We start from the raw sequence: 15,660 nt of genomic DNA, 5'->3' as shown, positions 1-15,660 counted from the left end.
CGTTCCTCCTCGCGGATGGGCCGGGATCGCCGGTTGCGGCTCATCGCACTGCCGACGGTACGCGTGCGACGGCCGGACGGCCGGGTCGTCGCGCAAGCCACCACGCATCGAGGGGGTGCGGGCGGTGTCCGGCCGCCTCGCCGGGGCGGTTCGGTGCAGGTGAGCCGGGCTGGACGTGCAGGTCGGCTACGACGTCGGCGACACCGGGCGCCGCGCGGGTCAGATCGTGCAGCAGGCGCTCGGTCGCCTGGTCGGGTACCCGGCCGGTCAGCGTGGCCACACCGTCGTGGACGCCGACCTGAACGGCGTCGGCACCGACCGGCTGCAGCAGGGCCCTGACGTCCGCTTCGACGTCCTCGTCGGAACGCCCGAAGATCGTGAGAAGGTCAGCGGCGGCGACGATTCCCACGAGCCGCCGCAGATGGTCGGTGACCAGGAGCCGCTTCACGCCCGCCCGGTGCATGAGCCGCGCCGCCCGGGCAGGTGTGGCATCGGGCGCGACGGTGACCGCGGGTGCGGTCATCATGTCGCGTACGGTCGCCCGGCTCCAGGCCAACGCGGGCTGTCTGCGGCGCCGCCACGGCAGACGGCTGCGCGCGCGATCCTGGCGCCAGGTCATGGCCTCGAGCAAATCTGTACGGGTGAGCACGCCGATCACCACGTCGAAGTCGTCCACGACGGCCAGGGCGCTGACATCATGGGTGGTGATCGTGGTGAGCGCATCGGCAGGTTCCGCCGCCGCGGCCACCGTGAGCACCTGATTGGTCATCACGTCGCGTACCGTCCACTGCTTCATGGTCCACCTCCGGGGTCGATGTCGGGGCCGTCCGCGGCGGCCTCCTTCTCCACTCTGGCCGCCGCGACGCTCGGGCGGCCAGGGTCCGCATCGGCCGATCGCGCTACCGGCACCTTGCCGGTGTTCGGCAATGAGAGCCGGCAGGCAGCGTCTCAATAGTCCTGACCAGGCGACCCAGGCCGGTGGCGTGGTCGCCGCCCCCGACCCTCCCAGCGTCGGGCGAACTGGAGATCAGCGACGGAGAAGGCGGCTTCTCCGTTCGGAGGGTTCTCTATTCGCATTCGTCGTCGTCACCGCGGACGGCCGCTACGTCGTCCAGGAAATCGCGAAAGCCGATGGGCCAGTGCACCGGGGCGGGAAACAGACCGGGCTGGGGCTCAAGCGCCCAACCCACCTTGATCAAGATCGCGGCGACGGGCGCAGGCACAGGCCACGCGTGTCGCTGCTCGAGCAGCAGCGACCGCTCATCATCGTCAAGAGCGTCCCAGACGTCGACGAAACGATCATCCACGGCTCCGACGGTAGGCGGGAACAGCTCAACCCGCGGCTACTTCCGGTCGTCAGTCACGCCCCAGGAGAACCCGGCGTCCGCCACGCCGACGACCCGTGCAGGGTGCCTGTGAGCTTCTGCGACCGACTCTCCAGCTGGCCGTGAGCAGTGGGCGCCATAGACCCTGCGGTGCTCCGCCCATGCCTGCCGGGGCCCCAGCACGCACCTGGTCGTGCGCTGCCGATTGGCAGCACGCTGGCGACCAGTGCGCAGCCAGTCATAGACCGTCGATCAGCGCTGGCACGAGTTGTTCTTCGGACCGCGATTGCCTTGCTATCGCCGCCCGCCGATTCCGTTACTGCAGGTGTTGTAAGCAGACCGAGGCGAGTGATTCCCGACCGCTCCCGACTACCACCTCAGCTGTCCGGGGCCGCGAACCGAGCCACCAACTCCAGCCCGAAGAATATCCGCAGGGTGTCTGGACCGAGACAGGGAGGTCTTGGACATCCGCAGAAGTTTCCACCTCGATGCGTCTCCCATTCGGGAGGGTGGATTGTCGTTACAATCCCCGGCCATGGGACTGCTCACTTTCAGCCTCAACGTCACCCTGGACGGTTGCGTCGACCACCGGGAGGGAATCGCCGACGACGAGACGCACGCCTTGTTCACCCGTCTCATGGACGAGAACGGGGCAATGCTGTGGGGTCGCGTCACCTACGAGATGATGGAGAGCTACTGGCCGGCCGTCGCCCGCGGCGACGAAGAGGCGCCGCCGGCACTGCGCGAGTGGGCGGTCAAGCTGGAGGCCAAACCCAAGTACGTGGTGTCGTCGACGCGCACGGACTTCCCGTGGACCAACAGCCACCACATTGCCGGTGACCTGCGCGAGGCGGTGCAGAAGCTCAAGGACGCGACTCCGGCCGGGGTCCTGCTGGGAAGCGGCAAGCTTGCGACCGAGCTCGACCGGCTGGACCTGATCGACGAGTACAAGGTGCTCGTCCATCCCAGGATCGCCGGCCACGGCCCGACGCTGTACGAGGGTGGGCTGCCCGGCACGCGCCGGCTCGAGCTGGTCTCGGCGGATCCTCTCCGCAACGGCGTGGTGGCCATGCACTACCGCCGCGCGCGCTGAATCACGGTAGTCCATCGCGCCGCGGCCGGATTGACTCGTGGCTATCGATGGCGGGATCCGGCTCAACGCCTTCGCGGCGCTGCGGTCCGCCGACGTCGTTGCCGTCAAGGCGCGCCCCACGGGCGGCTTCGTCGGCGAAGCGCTCGCAGCGGTGCGTTCATCGAGCCTGACTGGCCGGCATCAGTGGTGGAACTCGAGTCGGATGTCGCCACTGTCGCGCAGGAGAAGTACGCGACCGGTCTCGCGGGTCCAGCCGTCGTTGATCAATAAGTATTTGTCGCCCGTACGCTGCAGCAGGCGAAGTCCCGAATAATGGAAGCGGTATACCGTGTCGGTTCCGCCCGCTCTCGTCGTGGTCACGTTCGGAACGGTAAGGAAGAAATCTTTGGCGCTGTAGACCTCCACCGCGGTGAGTTGACCCTGGTCCGCCGCCACGCTTTGTGCGAAACCCTCGCCCATCGCCCGGGCGAGGCGTTCGGTGTCGGCAATGACGGCGAGGACCAGCAGCGCGCCCATCACCAGCCGGATGGCAAGGCTCCATCGGCGGCCTGGCCGCACAGAGGCGCGCAGATAGTCACCGTAGAGGGCGAAGCCCACCGCGCAAGTCAGGATCGGCGGCAAGGCCGGAGTGATCAACGACGGCGTGAGTTGCACGAGGACGGTTACGAGCACAAGCGAGAACAACCAGGAGCGGAGCAGCGTGTACGCCAGGCGCATTCGGCCGGTCGGGCCGAGCCGGACGATGAGCCATCGGTGCGCGTGCAGCACGATCAGCATGAGGACGAGAACGGCCACCACCGGCAACGACAGTACGTTGATGCTGCGCAGGACGTAGTCCGCAGTGGTGAACTCCAGGATTTTCGAGTCGTATCCGAGCGCCGCCGCTTCGGTTTTCGTGCGCACCCAGCCGAAGTAGAAAAGGAGCACGGTGCCTACGGCCACCGGTGAGACGACGCTGATCACCGTCTTGAATCTCTCGGAGAGGCCGGCGTCGTCGTGGTCGGCCCGCGTGTGGGTTACCCGGTGCAGGCGGTGGGTGGGGCGACGGGTGAGCGTCTCGTTGCCCGGCCTACGGACCATTGCTTTCCTCGACATTCGTCGACGCCTCGGGGGAGGGCACGTCATAGGTGAATCCCGGGGAGTGCATGACCTCGTACGGCCAGCCTTCGACCCAGACGCTGATGTCGTAGTACTGCCCGACCGGCGGCACGGTGAAGAGGGCGATCCGGCCATCGATCGTGGGCACTGACCGCGTGACCTCTCCGAAGTGAATGACGGCGGGGTTCGGCAGATGCTCTCCGGTGATCCGCACCTGGTAACCGCCAGTCGCAGGACCGCTTGCTGGTTCGACCGATCGCAGCCGTGGGCAGTCGGGGCCTTCCGCGTCGTCGGCGCGACCCCGTCGGAGTATTGCTCCTGGGTTGCTGCGATGAATCTTCACCAACGTACGGGTCAGGTCGTAGACGGACCGGTCGATGCAGTCGAAGGACAAGGACCGCCCGCTGAGTTCCTCGACGGCCGCATCGACGCTCCGCCAGAGGGAGCCTTCGCCGTGAAATGCCGCCAGACATGCCTGTGCCGCTGCGCGGTAGAGATTGCGGGTCGGCAGATCCACCTCGTCCTTGGATGCCGAGTCGACGTCCCGCAGGAGCTCACCGCATCGTCCCCAGCTCAGTTCCGCTAGAAAGGCCTCCTGATAGGAGCCGCCGCCACCGGTGAGGCCGAGGTCCCGGATCCACGCGATGATTCGCGGACCATGCTTTCCGGCGTTGATGGCCGGTTGCGTGCTTCCCGGTGTTGACGGAACCGTGGTGCTAGCAGGTGTCGACGGTTCCACTGGGACTGGCGTCGAGGTCGGGTTCAACGAAGCCGGCAACGTCGTCGGCATCGCGGAGCTGTCGGTGCTGGGCAGGACTGTGACCGCGGGACTTCCAGTAGTGTCGGGGTTTCGGTCCCACCACAAACCCACCACCAGCAGGGTTGTCACGATCAGGAATGTCGCGAGATAGGGAGCCATCGGTCTGATCGCCCTTACCAAAGGCTTTCCATACCGGGACCCGGTCCTGCGCACCGGTATCACCTCGTCATGATCAGTTCAGCCGGCACCAGACATGGGTCGGCTGTGTCAAGCTAACGCGGCGGTCTGGCAACGACTTCTGTTCTGTCCATGACCTGATTCAACGGCGACGGGTCTCGAATGCCCTGTATCTGGGGCTTCAATGGACAGTTTGCAGCCCGGCTTGCACGCAGGTAGCGAAGCAGGTGCGGTGCTGTCAGTGGGAGACGTCGCCCAGACAACACTGGACTGGTCGGGGAGAGCGGGCGACGTGGGACGACGCGTGCGCCGGCCGCGATCATGTCCTGCCCGTGCGCTCCGCCTCGGGGCACCTTCCCCCATCGACGAGTGTGTACTATCTTGATCGACAAGCTTCACATGGTTACTGGCTCGCGACCGACTTACGGGGGTAGGTCTGTGCGGTATCTCTATGTGCTGGTTGCTGTCCTGTCTGCAATCAGCATCCTGAATCTGTTGCTCACTTTCGGCATCATCCGTCGGCTGCGTAGCCAGCCCATGGGCCGGCCGGTCAACTACCCCGGTGTGCTGCCGGTGGGTGCTGTGGCCGGTGACTTCGCTGCTTGGGACATCCAGGACCGGCCGGTGTCACGGGACGACTTGTCCGGCCGTACCCTTGTCGGTTTCTTCTCGCCGGGATGCTCGTCCTGCCTGGAGCGGCTGCCGGATTTTGTGGCCGTCTCGGCCGCGTTCGGTCCTGAGAGGTCCTGGGCTGTCGTCCTCGGTGACGTCGAACAGGCCGGCGAGTACCTGCCTTCGCTGGAGCCCGTCGCGCGGGTGGTGCTGCAAGATCCGGACGGCCCGCTGATGTCGGCTTTCTCGGTCAGCGCCTTCCCGACGTTCTTCGTCGTGGACGCCGGCGGACGAGTCCTTTCCAGTGGACTGACCACGGAGGACCTGTCCGTTCCGACGGCCGCATGACCGCCGACGACACCACCCGTCCCGGTCTCCGCGGCACGGTCGCGCTGCTGTCCGCCGCCCTCGCTCTCGTCTGGCGCGCCTCGCCGATGTTGGTGGCGGTCCGGGTCATGACCGCGCTCGTGACCGGCCTCAGCCCGGTGGCCACCGCGTGGCTGACCAAGGAGATGCTGAACCGGCTGGTCACCCACGCAGAGGCGGCGCAGGTGCTCGGGGTCGTCCTGGCCCTGGCGGGCACCGCGTTGGTCGGCTCGCTGATGCCGGCGGTCGGTGGCTTCGTCGACGCCGAGCTGAGCCGGCGTACGCGGCTGACGGGCCGGCTGGAGCTCTACCGCGCGATCGGGCGGTTCGGTGGGCTCGGCAGGTTCGAGGACCCGGCGTTCCAGGATCGCCTCCAACTGGCCGTGTCGAACGGACCCGCCACCCCCGCGCAGGTGACCACCAACGGCTTGGGAATCGCCCAGGGCGTGGTGACGGTCGTCGGGTTCGTCGTGCTGCTGGCCGGCCTGGCTCCGTGGATGGCCGTCGTCGTCGCCGTCGCGGCGTTGCCGACCGTCCATGCCGAGTTCGCACTGTCGCGCCAGCGTGCGGCGATGATGCTGCAACTCGGACACGCCGAGCGCCGGGAGCTCTTCTACGCCGACCTGATCTCGTCCGTGACCGCGGCCAAGGAGACCCGGCTGTACGGCCTCGGCAACCTGTTCTCGACCCGCATGACGGCGGAGCTGCGCAGGATCAACGGCGCCATGCGCGGCATGGATCTGCGAGAGTTTCGCGTGCAGGCACTGCTCACCGGTCTGGGCGCGGTGGTGGCCGGAGGCGGGCTGGTCTGGGCGGTGTTGTCCGCCCGGTCCGGCCGGCTGGTGGTCGGTGACATCGTCGTGTTCGCCGCCGCTGTCGCCGGGGTCCAGAGCACCCTGGGCTCGGTCATCGCCAGCATCGCCCGTACCCATCATGCTCTGCTCGTCTTCACCCACTACCAGCACGTGGTGCAGGCGCCGGCCGACCTGGCCCCGCTACCGGGCCGGCCGGTGCTGCCGGTCCCGCCACTACGCACCGGCATCGAGCTCCGCGACGTCTGGTTCCGTTACGGTCCGTCGCTGCCCTGGATCCTGCGGGGTGTCAACCTGACCATCCCCGCCGGCTCGACGACCGCCCTGGTCGGCCTCAACGGGGCCGGGAAGAGCACCCTCGTCAAGCTGTTGTGCCGGTTCTACGACCCCACTCGCGGCGCGGTGCTCTGGGACGGCGTCGACCTGCGACAGTTCCCGGTGGACGAGCTCCGCCAGCGGATGGGCGCGGTCTTCCAGGACTTCATGGCCTACGACCTGAGCGCTGCGGAAAACATCGGGCTCGGCGATGTCCGCTCGCTGGACGACCGCCAGGCCATCGTCTCCGCCGCCGAGCAGGCCGGCTGCCACGCCACAGTCGAGAAACTTCCGCGCGGGTACGACACGTTGCTGACCCGGTACTTCTCACCCGACGACACGCCCGAAACCACAGAGGGTGTCCTGCTGTCGGGCGGGCAGTGGCAACGACTCGCGCTGGCCCGGTCCTTCATGCGCAGGCACTGCGACCTACTGATCCTCGACGAGCCGAGCGCGGGACTCGACGCCGACGCCGAGCACGAGGTGCATACCAGGTTGCGCACCCTGCGCGGGAGCGCCACCGCACTGCTGATCTCGCATCGGCTCAGCGCCGTACGCGACGCCGACACGATCGTCGTCCTGTCGGACGGCACAGCTGTGGAGCGCGGCGACCACGCCACGCTGATGGACAGCGGCGGCCCTTACGCCCGTCTCTTCAACCTTCAAGCCGCCGGTTACCAGTCCGCCGTACCGGAGCTTCGTCGGTGACCGGCAGATAACCGACCTGCCCGATATCGCGAGGGAGAGTACATGCGCATCATCGACAAGCTCGCCGACCGCCTGCTGGAGAAGGTGGCTCCGGCCGTCACCGCAGACGCGGCATGCATCTATCTCAGTACGGAGCGCTTCATCGCCGTCGACACCAGATGCTCCAGCCAGCGCGCCGTCTGGACCGTGATCCATTACGACAACTGCGCGCCGAAGGCCACCTCCGCCTGCTTGTGACGGTTCCGACATCACGAGGGAGAGAACATGCACATCATCAACAAGCTCGCTGACCGCCTGCTGGAAAAGGTCGCCCCGACCGTCACCGCGGACGCGGGCTGCATCTACCTCAGCAGTGACCATTACCTGGCCCACGACCTCAGTTGCAACTCCGGGTTCCGCGCTTGGACCGTCACCTACTACGACAACTGCCCGCCGAAGCGGACCTCCGTCTGCTCGACCATTGTTGTGCCGGGCTGACCACTCACGAGGGAGAAACATGCGCATCATCAACAAGCTCGCTGACCGCCTGCTCGAAAAGGTCGCCCCGACCGTCACCGCGGACGCGGGCTGCATTTACCTCAGGACTGACTACTACGTCACCGGCCAGTGCAAGGGCAACCCCATGGCGCCTCGCGTGCGGACCACCGTCTCCTACGACAACTGTCCCCCGAAGGTCACTTACAACTGCTCGTAGGTTCCTGTTGCCGAGGCGCTTCACCTGTCCGCCGGCGGTAACCGACCGACCGGCCCATCACCACGAGGGAGAAACCATGCGATTCATCAACAGTGTCGCCGACCGTCTGCTGGAGAAGGTGGCCCCCACCGTCACCGCGGACGCGGGCTGCATTTTCCTGTACTCCACCAAAGACATCAACGGCTTCTGCCCCGGAAACCCGTTGAAGGTTCGTGTGACGACCACCGTCTACTACGACAACTGCCGGCCGAAGGTCACCAGCAACTGCTGAAGCGACAAACCGTACGCCATCATCACGAGGGAGAAACCATGCGGTTCATGAACAGTGTCGCCGACCGCCTGCTGGAGAAGGTGGCCCCGGCCGTCACCGCAGACGCGGCATGCGTATACCTCAGCACTGAGACGTGGTTTGTCGGCGATCCCAACTGCTCCAGCGGGATCAGGGTGGAGACGGTCAAGCACTACGACAACTGCCCGCCGAAGAAGACTGCCCGCTGCTGGGGCTGACAGGCGTTTCTGCCAACCGGGCACCGACGCACGACTCACGAGGGAGAAACCATGCGATTCATCAGCAACCTTGCCGACCGCCTGCTCGAGAAGGTCGCCCCAGCCGTCACCGCGGACGCGGCCTGCCAGTACCTCAGCACGGAGGAGTACTTCCTCGGTGACCCCAGCTGCCCCCACAACCTCCGGGCGGTGACGGTCATCCACTACGACAACTGCCCGCCGAAGAAGACCTCCCGCTGCTACGCCTGACACGGTTCCTGCTGCCGGGCGTCGACGCACGACCCGGCGTCCGGCAGCAGGGCTCCAGAACAGGAGAACCAGATTCTCGTCATCGTCATCGTGGCGCTTGCCGTGGCAGCGAGCGTCGCGCTGTGGGTCCGGACCGGCATGATGGTGACCGTCGTCCGTGGCCCCAGCATGCAACCGACCTACCACGACGGTGACCGGCTCATCGCCCTGCGACGCCGCTGGGCCGTTCCCCGGCGCGGTGACGTGGTGGTGTTCCGCAACCCGCTCCCGGCCGGGGTGCCGGGCTCGTCGGAGGGACCACTACTGATCAAACGGGTCGGCGCGGGTCCCCACGAGGCGGCGCCGGCCGGCATGACGGCCGACCGTGTTCCCGCCGGTCACCTCGTGATGCTCGGCGACAACCCCGCGCAGAGCCTCGACTCACGCCACCTCGGGTTCATCCCGGTCGACAACGTCGTTGCCACCGTCGTACGCAGGCTCAATCGCTGACCGGAATGCTCGGCCGACCACGACAGGAACAGGATGAACTACCTCGATATCGGCTGCCGGGCCCTGCTGACCGCAGTCTTCGCCACGGCAGCCATCGGCAAGATGCGGCCCGGCGGCTTCGCCGGCTTCGTGGCGTCCCTGGCGCCGATCCGATGGATCGGCGCGGCGGCCCGCCGCCCGGCGGCTGTCGCCACGGTGGCGGCCGAGGCAGCGGCCATCCTGCTTCTCTGGATTCCCGGTACGGCCTTGGCCGGCTACCTGCTCGCCGTGGGAGCCCTGGCCGTCTTCACCGCCACCCTGGTCATAGGTCTACGACAGGGTACGACGCTGCGGTGCCGCTGCTTCGGTTACGACGCCGGACCGGTTCGGCCGCATCATGTGGCCCGCAATCTCGGACTCGGCGTCGTGGCTGTGCTGGGCCTCGCCGCCGCGGCCACGACCACGATGGCCACCGACCCGGCAGGCTGGGCCATCGCGATCCTCGTCGGAGCCGTCGCCGGGTTGGTGACGATCCGATGGGACGACCTCGCCTTCGTGCTCAGCTCACCCACCCGATAGTCGACCATCCGGCACGCGAGGCATCGCGTCCCCGCACCGTCAGGCTCCGCGGAAGGTTCTGTTCGTGTGTTCAGTGCATGGAAGGGCTGTCGCGCCGAGCGGAGGCCAGCCGTTGTTCGGCGCGGTGGACGGCTGCGCGGAGCAGGGGCGCGCGCCGGGCGTGTGCTGCGGGCGTCGGCGACCGCTGATCGTTCGTGGGGGAAGGGCGCGAGCTGCTCGGCGAGTCCGCGGACTCCGGCGACGATGAGCGCTTCCGAGTGGTGTGCCATGAGTGCGGCGAGCCGCAGCTGGCACCCGTGGGCGAGCAGGTAGCGGGCGCCGTCGAGTGGCGCGCTGGAAGCGCAGGTTCACGTCGAGGTAGCGGTGGCGGCGCGATCCGTGAAGACCGACAGTTTCGTACAGAGCCCCCTCGGGTAGGCAGCTGCGCACAAGTAGCGGAACGAAGGGGTCCGGATGTTCTCCATGGTGCGTCTCGACCGGGCGGCTCTGTTCTGGGCCGACGGCCCCCTCGGCGGCGCCGAGGCGCCGGGCCTGCACTCCGCCCTGGAGGCGGCCATCACCGACGGTGCGAAGCCGGTGGTCGTCGACCTCGTCTCCGTGCCGGGCGTCGACGAGGGTGTCGTCGCGGTTCTCGCGGCGGCGGCGGACCGGCTCGGCCATGCCGGCCAGAGCCTCGAGCTGCGCCTCGCGAGGGGCCGCCGTTTCAAGATCAAGAATGCGTTCGAGCTTCGCACCGCCATCGCGCAGGGGTACCCCAGCGCGGCGTGACGAGTGGTTGCCGCATCCCCGCGACGGTGCCATAGTGCACCGAGACGTGCAGTTCGCCGTGGTGAACCCTTGCGGGGGGTCCAGCATGCACACCTTGACCGAGACCGACAGCGGGCGTGAGATCAGCCTGCGGCCAGCCGAGTCCGTCGTGGTGGAACTCGAGGAGAACGCAACTACCGGCTTCCAATGGACGGCCGCCGCGAGTGCAGGCTGCGTCGTGGTGGAGGACTCGGGGTCCCTGGCTCCGTCCGGAGCGGCGCCCGGCGCCGCGGGAGCCCGTACCTTTCAGGTTCGGGCCGCGACGCCGGGCACATGCGATGTGGAGTTCCGACTCGGAAGATCGTGGGAGTCCGACCGCCCACCGGCGCGATCGGTACGGATGCGCTTCCGGGTCGAATGACGATCTACCAGAGGTAGATCTCGTAGATCATTGCGTCCGCCTCTTCGCGCATCGAGGTGGCCCGCCCGGTCTGCCGGGCCTGGCCGGCCAGGGCGACGAGCGCCATGTACGCGCCGTCACGGCCGTTGTAGATCTTCCGCCAGCCCACGTTCTGGATGTTGATCCAGGCGTTACGGGTCTCGTTGATCGACCACATCGCCGTGACGGTGAGGTTGGTGTGCCAGGTCGCCGTGACGGCCTGGGCCGCCGCGAGCGCTCCCTCCGCCCCCTCGGCGGACGGCGGCAGGAGCGTCGGCCGGGTGGACTGCTCGGCCGCCGTGGTCCGTGCCTCCACCTCGTCCGGCGAGAAGCGCGCCGGCCGGGTCTGTCCCGGGATGTCGGTGACGACCGCGTCTCCCGACGGCGGTGACTGCTGCGGTCCGGTCTCCGTTTCGGTGCTCATGGGTCCTCCTTGGGCTGCGGTCACCAGGCGTAGATCTGCTGGACGGATCCGTCGTCCTCGAACAGGCCGACGGCACGGTTCGCGGCCTTCGAGGCGGCGAGTTCGGCGAGCATGGCCTGGTTGGTCACCAGGTTGCCGCCATCGAGCTTGAGCCAGCCCCGTACGGACCCGTAGGTCCACACGTTGCCGTCGGCCTCGTTGCTCCAGAGGCTCACGACCTGCTGGTCGGGCAGCCACGCGCGGAGCCGGACGCCGGTGGCGCCGATGGTCTGGTAGCTCTCGATCCGGCACTCGCCGTACGCGATCTTGAAGTAGCCACCCGTTCCCCAGCCGCGACCCCAGCTGTTCTTGGCGATCCAGCAACCCGCGCTGTCGTCGTAGCCGACCAGCACCACGCAGTGTCCGCCGGCGTACCCGCCGCTGACGTGCCGGTAGACGCCTCCGCCGTAGCTGAAGAAGTCCTGGAAGACGTCGAGGCAGGCGGTGATCGACCCGTACGTGGAGATGAACTCCTTCATCCGGGCGGGATTGTTGTTCAGGTTCTCCCAGCTCACGACGCGGGCCAGCCGGTTCGGCCAGTCGGCGTTGAGCCCGCTGCAGGCCTGGTCGCCCGCGGTGTACGGGTAGTAGTCCCCGAACGTGATCCCGATGTCCCGGCACGCGTTGTAGGCCTGGTCGGGCCACCAACCCGTGTTGCACCGCGCACCGGCGTTCCGGCCGTGACAGTAGAAGAGATGAGCCTCGGAGAAGTCGACGGCCAGGCCGGCCGCCCGCCGCGTGTAACGCGCGACGTGTTCCATGGCGCCGGCGACACCGAACGCCACGCACGACCCGCAGCCGCCCTGGTCCTTCACCCGCGTGGTGTAGTCCGCCCCGGCGCTGCGCAGGTCGAACGCCGCCGGCGCACCTACGGAGTCGGCGGTCGCCATGCGAGCCGCCTGTGCCCGGGACTCCTTGTCGTTCTCCAGCTCCTCCGGGTCGAGGCCGGGGGTCGGCGGGACACCGAGCCGCAGAACGCGCTCCTCTTCCGTGAGCGCCGTCATCGAGGTGTAGGAGATCTGCCAGGGAGCGCCGGCATCGTCGAGTGCCGCCCGCAGCAGTCCCAGGTCCATTGATTGATTGATGGGCATATTTCATCCCTCCGGAAAGGTGGTGATCGGCGGCGCCGCCACCAAGGGGGGATCCATTGCGGCCGGAGGTGTCGGCGTCATGCAGCCAAAGGCGCGCGCCAAATTAGGTTCGGTCCGCGACTCGCATTTCCGCAACCGCACTGTCGTTGATCGGACGCCGAGGGCGGCGAGAAATGCCAGATGCCCGAAAACGCAATCCGCGCCGAGCACTGGAAAAGGTCTCACCGCTGCGCGGTTGTCCGGTCGGCCGCTCAGCCGCCTGCACATCCTCCGAACGGTCCTCCGCGCCTCGGGCGGCCGTCGAATGTGGCGGCTCCCCGATAGTCGAATGTCGGCGAACGGCGTGTCCGCACCGCTTTATCTCTTTCCCCGTGACTCGTGAGAACGACGGCTTCCCGGTTCAGTCTTCGGTGGACGAGCGGATCACGGGTGCGTGGACCCATGGGGGAACCCGGCCGGAGTGCCGCCGGTGCAGTCACGCCCGGATGCCCGGCGCGTCGGGAGCGTCTTGGCTCTGGTGGCCGAGACTGAGAGACTCTGCTGGGTCACGTTCCGGGTGGTACGGGACCAGGTCATACGTGAGTGGAATTCGCGCTGGGGGCGTTTATGAACGGGTGGGTCATCGCGCTGGTTGCGTACTTGTCTCTCGCGATTCTGACTTTTCTGCCCGTCCTGCGAACCATTCTCAAGAAGGTGCCGCTCTTCGCCGGCGGACCCTCCTTCGAGGACTCTCCACACTTCAGCGAGAGCTGCCGGCAGGTCCTGGCGCAGAACTTCAAGCGGATCAACGGAACTCTGGTCTTCTGGAAGACGCGCGCCGAGCGTTACCGCCGGTTCCACCTGTACTCGCTCATCTGGGTGACCATCTCCACGGTGAGCGTTCCCGTCCTGGCGCAGACCATCACCGCCGATCCCTGGGCCAAGTGGCTGCTGACCGTCGTGTCAGGCCATGCGGCCCTGCTCCTGGCCCTGACGCGCGGCTTCCGCGTGGAGGCCAACTACAAGGCGTTCAGGAACGGCGAGTCCGACTTCTACGACCTCTACCGCCGCATGCTGGACCGGCCGCAGACTTTCGGGGCTACCGAAGCCGAACAGGTGGCCCGTTATCTGGAGCAGGTGGAGATCGTGCGGCGGGTCGTCAGGTCGGCCGAGACGGACAACCTGCCGGCCATTGAAGAGGTGGCGGCGTCCAGGCCGCCACGGTCACCGATGCTGCCGGCCGATGAGCCGGCGCCGAAGCCATGACGTGATCGGATCGCCGGCGGCGAAATCTGACCGATGAAGCCTGGGGCCCCGCGCTGCACCGGGGAGGCGACGAACGCCACCCGGTGCCGCGCGGGGAGTGCCGGTCAGTCGGCCACGTGCTTGTCGAAGCCGATGTACAGGCGGGCCGCCGCGTTCTCGCCCAGCGCGCCTAGCGTCTCCAGTTCCCGGAGCCGCAGCAGGGCCGGGTGCTGCGCGTACGCCTCGGCTGCCGCCGCCAGCCGGCGCAGGGCGTCCACCTCGGCGTCGGCGCGGATGCGCTTGGCCTCGGCGTCCGCCTCGGCGCCCACCCGGGTCGACTCGGCGCGGGCGGTGGCCTCGAGGGTTTCGCGGTCGGCGCGAGTGCGGGCCTCGACCATCTGGGCCTCGGCCATTCGCTGGGCGGTGAGGACGCGGTTCATGACCTCCTGGAGGTTGCCCGGGAAGACCAGGTCCTTCACGTCGGCGCGGATGATCTCGACGCCGTAGCCGGCCGAGACGCCTTCGACGTCGCGGAGGATGTCCTCGCTGAGCTGGTTGCGGTTGGTCAGGATGGCCTCGAGGGTCATCGAGGCGAGCGACCGGCGTGCGGCCAGCTGGACATCGCTGTAGATGCGGTCGTCGAAGTCGGCGACGCGCTCCTTCGCGGCGACGGGGTCGACCACCCGGAAGTGCGTGATGATGTTGACCCGCACGGCCACCTTGTCGGCGGTCAGGATCTCCTGGCCCTTGATGTTGAGCTCGCGTTCGCGGACGTCGACCGGCACGATCTCGACCTGCGGTACGCGCCGGTCCCAGACGCGCCGACGGGGCAGCTCGTAGCGGCCCGGCTCGAGCACCTCGTCGAACCGGCCGTCGACGTAACGAAGGCCACGGAAACCGCTGCGAATGATCACCTCTGGGTGGTTCTTCATGGAGCACCTCAATACGAAAAGACAAGAATGGGGTGGCCCCGTAGCGGATCCGATGGGAAGGATCGGTCGCCATGAAGGCGGGCGGATAAGCGTGGTGTGATCGCCAGTGCATCCGCCGCGGAGGCGCTTTCTTCTGAGTCCGCCGGGGCCGAGAAAAGGATCTCAAGGCCCCCGGTCATCCACAACGCAATATCCACGGGGGAGGGGCGCGGTCCGTGACGGACCGCGCCCCTCTTCCGCTGGTGGCTCAGGGCAGGTCGGACGGGCGCAGCACGCGGTCGATGGCGTGGGCGATCTGCTTGTTGCCCTTGTTGATGTCGAAGCGGACCACCCGCGGGTTGCGGTCGCTGCGGTCGGCGTCGATCAGGGCGATGCGCTTGTGCCGGTGGCCGTAGACGTCGACCTTGATCGACGCGCCGGTGGCCGTCTTCAGGGCGGCGCCGTCGGACTTGAGCGCGGCCTTGCGGTCGATCGTGCTGCCCGGGACGACGTGGTAGAGCAACACAGCTTCGACGGTGTCGATGCCGAGGCCGGCGACGGCGGTGAACGCCTTGCTCTCGCTGGGCAGGCACCGGGTGCGCTGGATGTCGGCGACCAGCCTCTCGAATGCGCGGTCGTTCGGGATGAACGCGGTCAGCGCCGTGCCGCCGTCGGCGAGGACACCGACCGGGCTGGACGGCTTGGCCTTCAGCACCGCCTGGACGGCGGCGGTCAGGACGTCGAAGTCGTTGCCGTTGCGGTCGAAGCCGCTCTTGTCCGCGGTCAGCACCGCGGCGAGGGACCTGGTACCCGGCTGGGTCTTGCCGTGCGCGGCGGCCGGTGCGGCGGAGAGGGCGGAGGCGACGACGGCGGCGGTTGCCACGACGGCGGCCTGCATGCCGACTCGGGTGATCCTCATCTACGTGCGTCCTTCCGGAAAAGGGAACAGGAACCATCCACCCCGTCCTTCGCCGCCCGGGAGCCGGTTGGATGCACCCGGGTGGCGTGCCCCGGTCATGCTG

General features: G+C 67.8%; 22 protein-coding genes. 14 read left to right on the top strand and 8 right to left on the bottom strand.

The window, feature by feature from the left end; all coding sequences use genetic code 11:
• Nucleotides 1-40 precede the first annotated feature (40 nt).
• Entirely contained in the window at nucleotides 41-796 is a 756-nt protein-coding gene (locus tag AB0J80_RS27840; protein ID WP_364710528.1) for a CBS domain-containing protein, read from the bottom strand.
• Nucleotides 797-1,067: 271 nt separating this feature from the next.
• Complete coding sequence (locus tag AB0J80_RS27835) at nucleotides 1,068-1,307, bottom strand: hypothetical protein (RefSeq protein WP_364710525.1); 240 nt, start codon at nucleotides 1,305-1,307, stop codon at nucleotides 1,068-1,070.
• A gap of 553 nt (nucleotides 1,308-1,860) precedes the next feature.
• On the opposite strand from AB0J80_RS27835, the gene AB0J80_RS27830 reads away from it, so the two are divergent.
• Entirely contained in the window at nucleotides 1,861-2,418 is a 558-nt protein-coding gene (locus AB0J80_RS27830) for a dihydrofolate reductase family protein (RefSeq protein WP_364710523.1), read from the top strand.
• Nucleotides 2,419-2,598: 180 nt separating this feature from the next.
• Here the strand turns inward: AB0J80_RS27830 and AB0J80_RS27825 are convergent, their stop codons facing one another.
• A complete protein-coding gene (locus AB0J80_RS27825) occupies nucleotides 2,599-3,381 on the bottom strand; it encodes a hypothetical protein (protein WP_364710520.1) in 783 nt (260 codons plus the stop codon).
• Between the two features lie 106 nt (nucleotides 3,382-3,487).
• Complete coding sequence (locus AB0J80_RS27820) at nucleotides 3,488-4,435, bottom strand: IPT/TIG domain-containing protein (RefSeq protein WP_364710517.1); 948 nt, start codon at nucleotides 4,433-4,435, stop codon at nucleotides 3,488-3,490.
• Nucleotides 4,436-4,891: 456 nt separating this feature from the next.
• On the opposite strand from AB0J80_RS27820, the gene AB0J80_RS27815 reads away from it, so the two are divergent.
• The 12 genes from AB0J80_RS27815 to AB0J80_RS27760 all read left to right on the top strand — a co-directional run bounded on the left by AB0J80_RS27815 (nucleotide 4,892) and on the right by AB0J80_RS27760 (nucleotide 10,931).
• Nucleotides 4,892-5,413: a TlpA disulfide reductase family protein gene (locus AB0J80_RS27815; protein ID WP_364710515.1), complete on the top strand. Its 522-nt coding sequence runs from the start codon at nucleotides 4,892-4,894 to the stop codon at nucleotides 5,411-5,413.
• Entirely contained in the window at nucleotides 5,410-7,266 is a 1,857-nt protein-coding gene (locus AB0J80_RS27810) for an ABC transporter ATP-binding protein (protein ID WP_364710512.1), read from the top strand. The genes AB0J80_RS27815 and AB0J80_RS27810 overlap by 4 nt, the downstream gene beginning before the upstream one ends.
• A 42-nt stretch (nucleotides 7,267-7,308) precedes the next feature.
• On the top strand, nucleotides 7,309-7,503 hold the full coding sequence (locus AB0J80_RS27805) for a hypothetical protein (protein WP_364710509.1): 195 nt from the start codon (nucleotides 7,309-7,311) through the stop codon (nucleotides 7,501-7,503).
• Between the two features lie 27 nt (nucleotides 7,504-7,530).
• A complete protein-coding gene (locus tag AB0J80_RS27800; RefSeq protein ID WP_364710506.1) occupies nucleotides 7,531-7,743 on the top strand; it encodes a hypothetical protein in 213 nt (70 codons plus the stop codon).
• A gap of 19 nt (nucleotides 7,744-7,762) precedes the next feature.
• The gene (locus tag AB0J80_RS27795; protein WP_364710504.1) at nucleotides 7,763-7,960 is read left to right on the top strand and encodes a hypothetical protein; all 198 of its coding nucleotides are present in this window, start codon (nucleotides 7,763-7,765) and stop codon (nucleotides 7,958-7,960) included.
• A 76-nt stretch (nucleotides 7,961-8,036) separates the two neighbouring features.
• Nucleotides 8,037-8,231, top strand: coding sequence for a hypothetical protein (locus AB0J80_RS27790; protein ID WP_364710501.1), 195 nt, complete (start codon nucleotides 8,037-8,039; stop codon nucleotides 8,229-8,231).
• A 47-nt stretch (nucleotides 8,232-8,278) separates the two neighbouring features.
• A complete protein-coding gene (locus AB0J80_RS27785; protein ID WP_364710499.1) occupies nucleotides 8,279-8,467 on the top strand; it encodes a hypothetical protein in 189 nt (62 codons plus the stop codon).
• 51 nt (nucleotides 8,468-8,518) lie between these two features.
• Entirely contained in the window at nucleotides 8,519-8,716 is a 198-nt protein-coding gene (locus AB0J80_RS27780) for a hypothetical protein (protein ID WP_364710496.1), read from the top strand.
• Between the two features lie 90 nt (nucleotides 8,717-8,806).
• Nucleotides 8,807-9,205 (top strand): S26 family signal peptidase, encoded by a 399-nt coding sequence (locus AB0J80_RS27775; protein ID WP_364710493.1) that lies wholly within the window; start codon nucleotides 8,807-8,809, stop codon nucleotides 9,203-9,205.
• A 33-nt stretch (nucleotides 9,206-9,238) separates the two neighbouring features.
• The gene (locus tag AB0J80_RS27770; RefSeq protein ID WP_364710492.1) at nucleotides 9,239-9,763 is read left to right on the top strand and encodes a MauE/DoxX family redox-associated membrane protein; all 525 of its coding nucleotides are present in this window, start codon (nucleotides 9,239-9,241) and stop codon (nucleotides 9,761-9,763) included.
• Between the two features lie 453 nt (nucleotides 9,764-10,216).
• Entirely contained in the window at nucleotides 10,217-10,531 is a 315-nt protein-coding gene (locus AB0J80_RS27765; protein WP_364710490.1) for an STAS domain-containing protein, read from the top strand.
• Entirely contained in the window at nucleotides 10,422-10,931 is a 510-nt protein-coding gene (locus AB0J80_RS27760; RefSeq protein ID WP_364710487.1) for a protease inhibitor I42 family protein, read from the top strand. The genes AB0J80_RS27765 and AB0J80_RS27760 overlap by 110 nt, the downstream gene beginning before the upstream one ends.
• A gap of 4 nt (nucleotides 10,932-10,935) precedes the next feature.
• Here AB0J80_RS27760 and AB0J80_RS27755 read toward each other — a convergent pair whose 3' ends face one another.
• Complete coding sequence (locus AB0J80_RS27755; RefSeq protein ID WP_364710486.1) at nucleotides 10,936-11,373, bottom strand: hypothetical protein; 438 nt, start codon at nucleotides 11,371-11,373, stop codon at nucleotides 10,936-10,938.
• Nucleotides 11,374-11,393: 20 nt separating this feature from the next.
• A complete protein-coding gene (locus AB0J80_RS27750) occupies nucleotides 11,394-12,485 on the bottom strand; it encodes a C1 family peptidase (RefSeq protein ID WP_364710485.1) in 1,092 nt (363 codons plus the stop codon).
• Between the two features lie 600 nt (nucleotides 12,486-13,085).
• Here AB0J80_RS27750 and AB0J80_RS27745 point away from each other — a divergent pair.
• Complete coding sequence (locus AB0J80_RS27745; protein WP_364710483.1) at nucleotides 13,086-13,748, top strand: hypothetical protein; 663 nt, start codon at nucleotides 13,086-13,088, stop codon at nucleotides 13,746-13,748.
• A gap of 104 nt (nucleotides 13,749-13,852) precedes the next feature.
• Here AB0J80_RS27745 and AB0J80_RS27740 read toward each other — a convergent pair whose 3' ends face one another.
• Nucleotides 13,853-14,659, bottom strand: coding sequence for a slipin family protein (locus AB0J80_RS27740; RefSeq protein ID WP_364710481.1), 807 nt, complete (start codon nucleotides 14,657-14,659; stop codon nucleotides 13,853-13,855).
• A 247-nt stretch (nucleotides 14,660-14,906) separates the two neighbouring features.
• Nucleotides 14,907-15,557 (bottom strand): fasciclin domain-containing protein, encoded by a 651-nt coding sequence (locus AB0J80_RS27735; protein ID WP_364710479.1) that lies wholly within the window; start codon nucleotides 15,555-15,557, stop codon nucleotides 14,907-14,909.
• Nucleotides 15,558-15,660: the final 103 nt, after the last annotated feature.

Origin of the sequence: Actinoplanes sp. NPDC049548, from assembly GCF_040676695.1 — a bacterium.
Taxonomy (GTDB): Bacteria; Actinomycetota; Actinomycetes; order Mycobacteriales; family Micromonosporaceae; genus Actinoplanes.
This window is presented reverse-complemented; position numbering and strand designations above follow the sequence as displayed.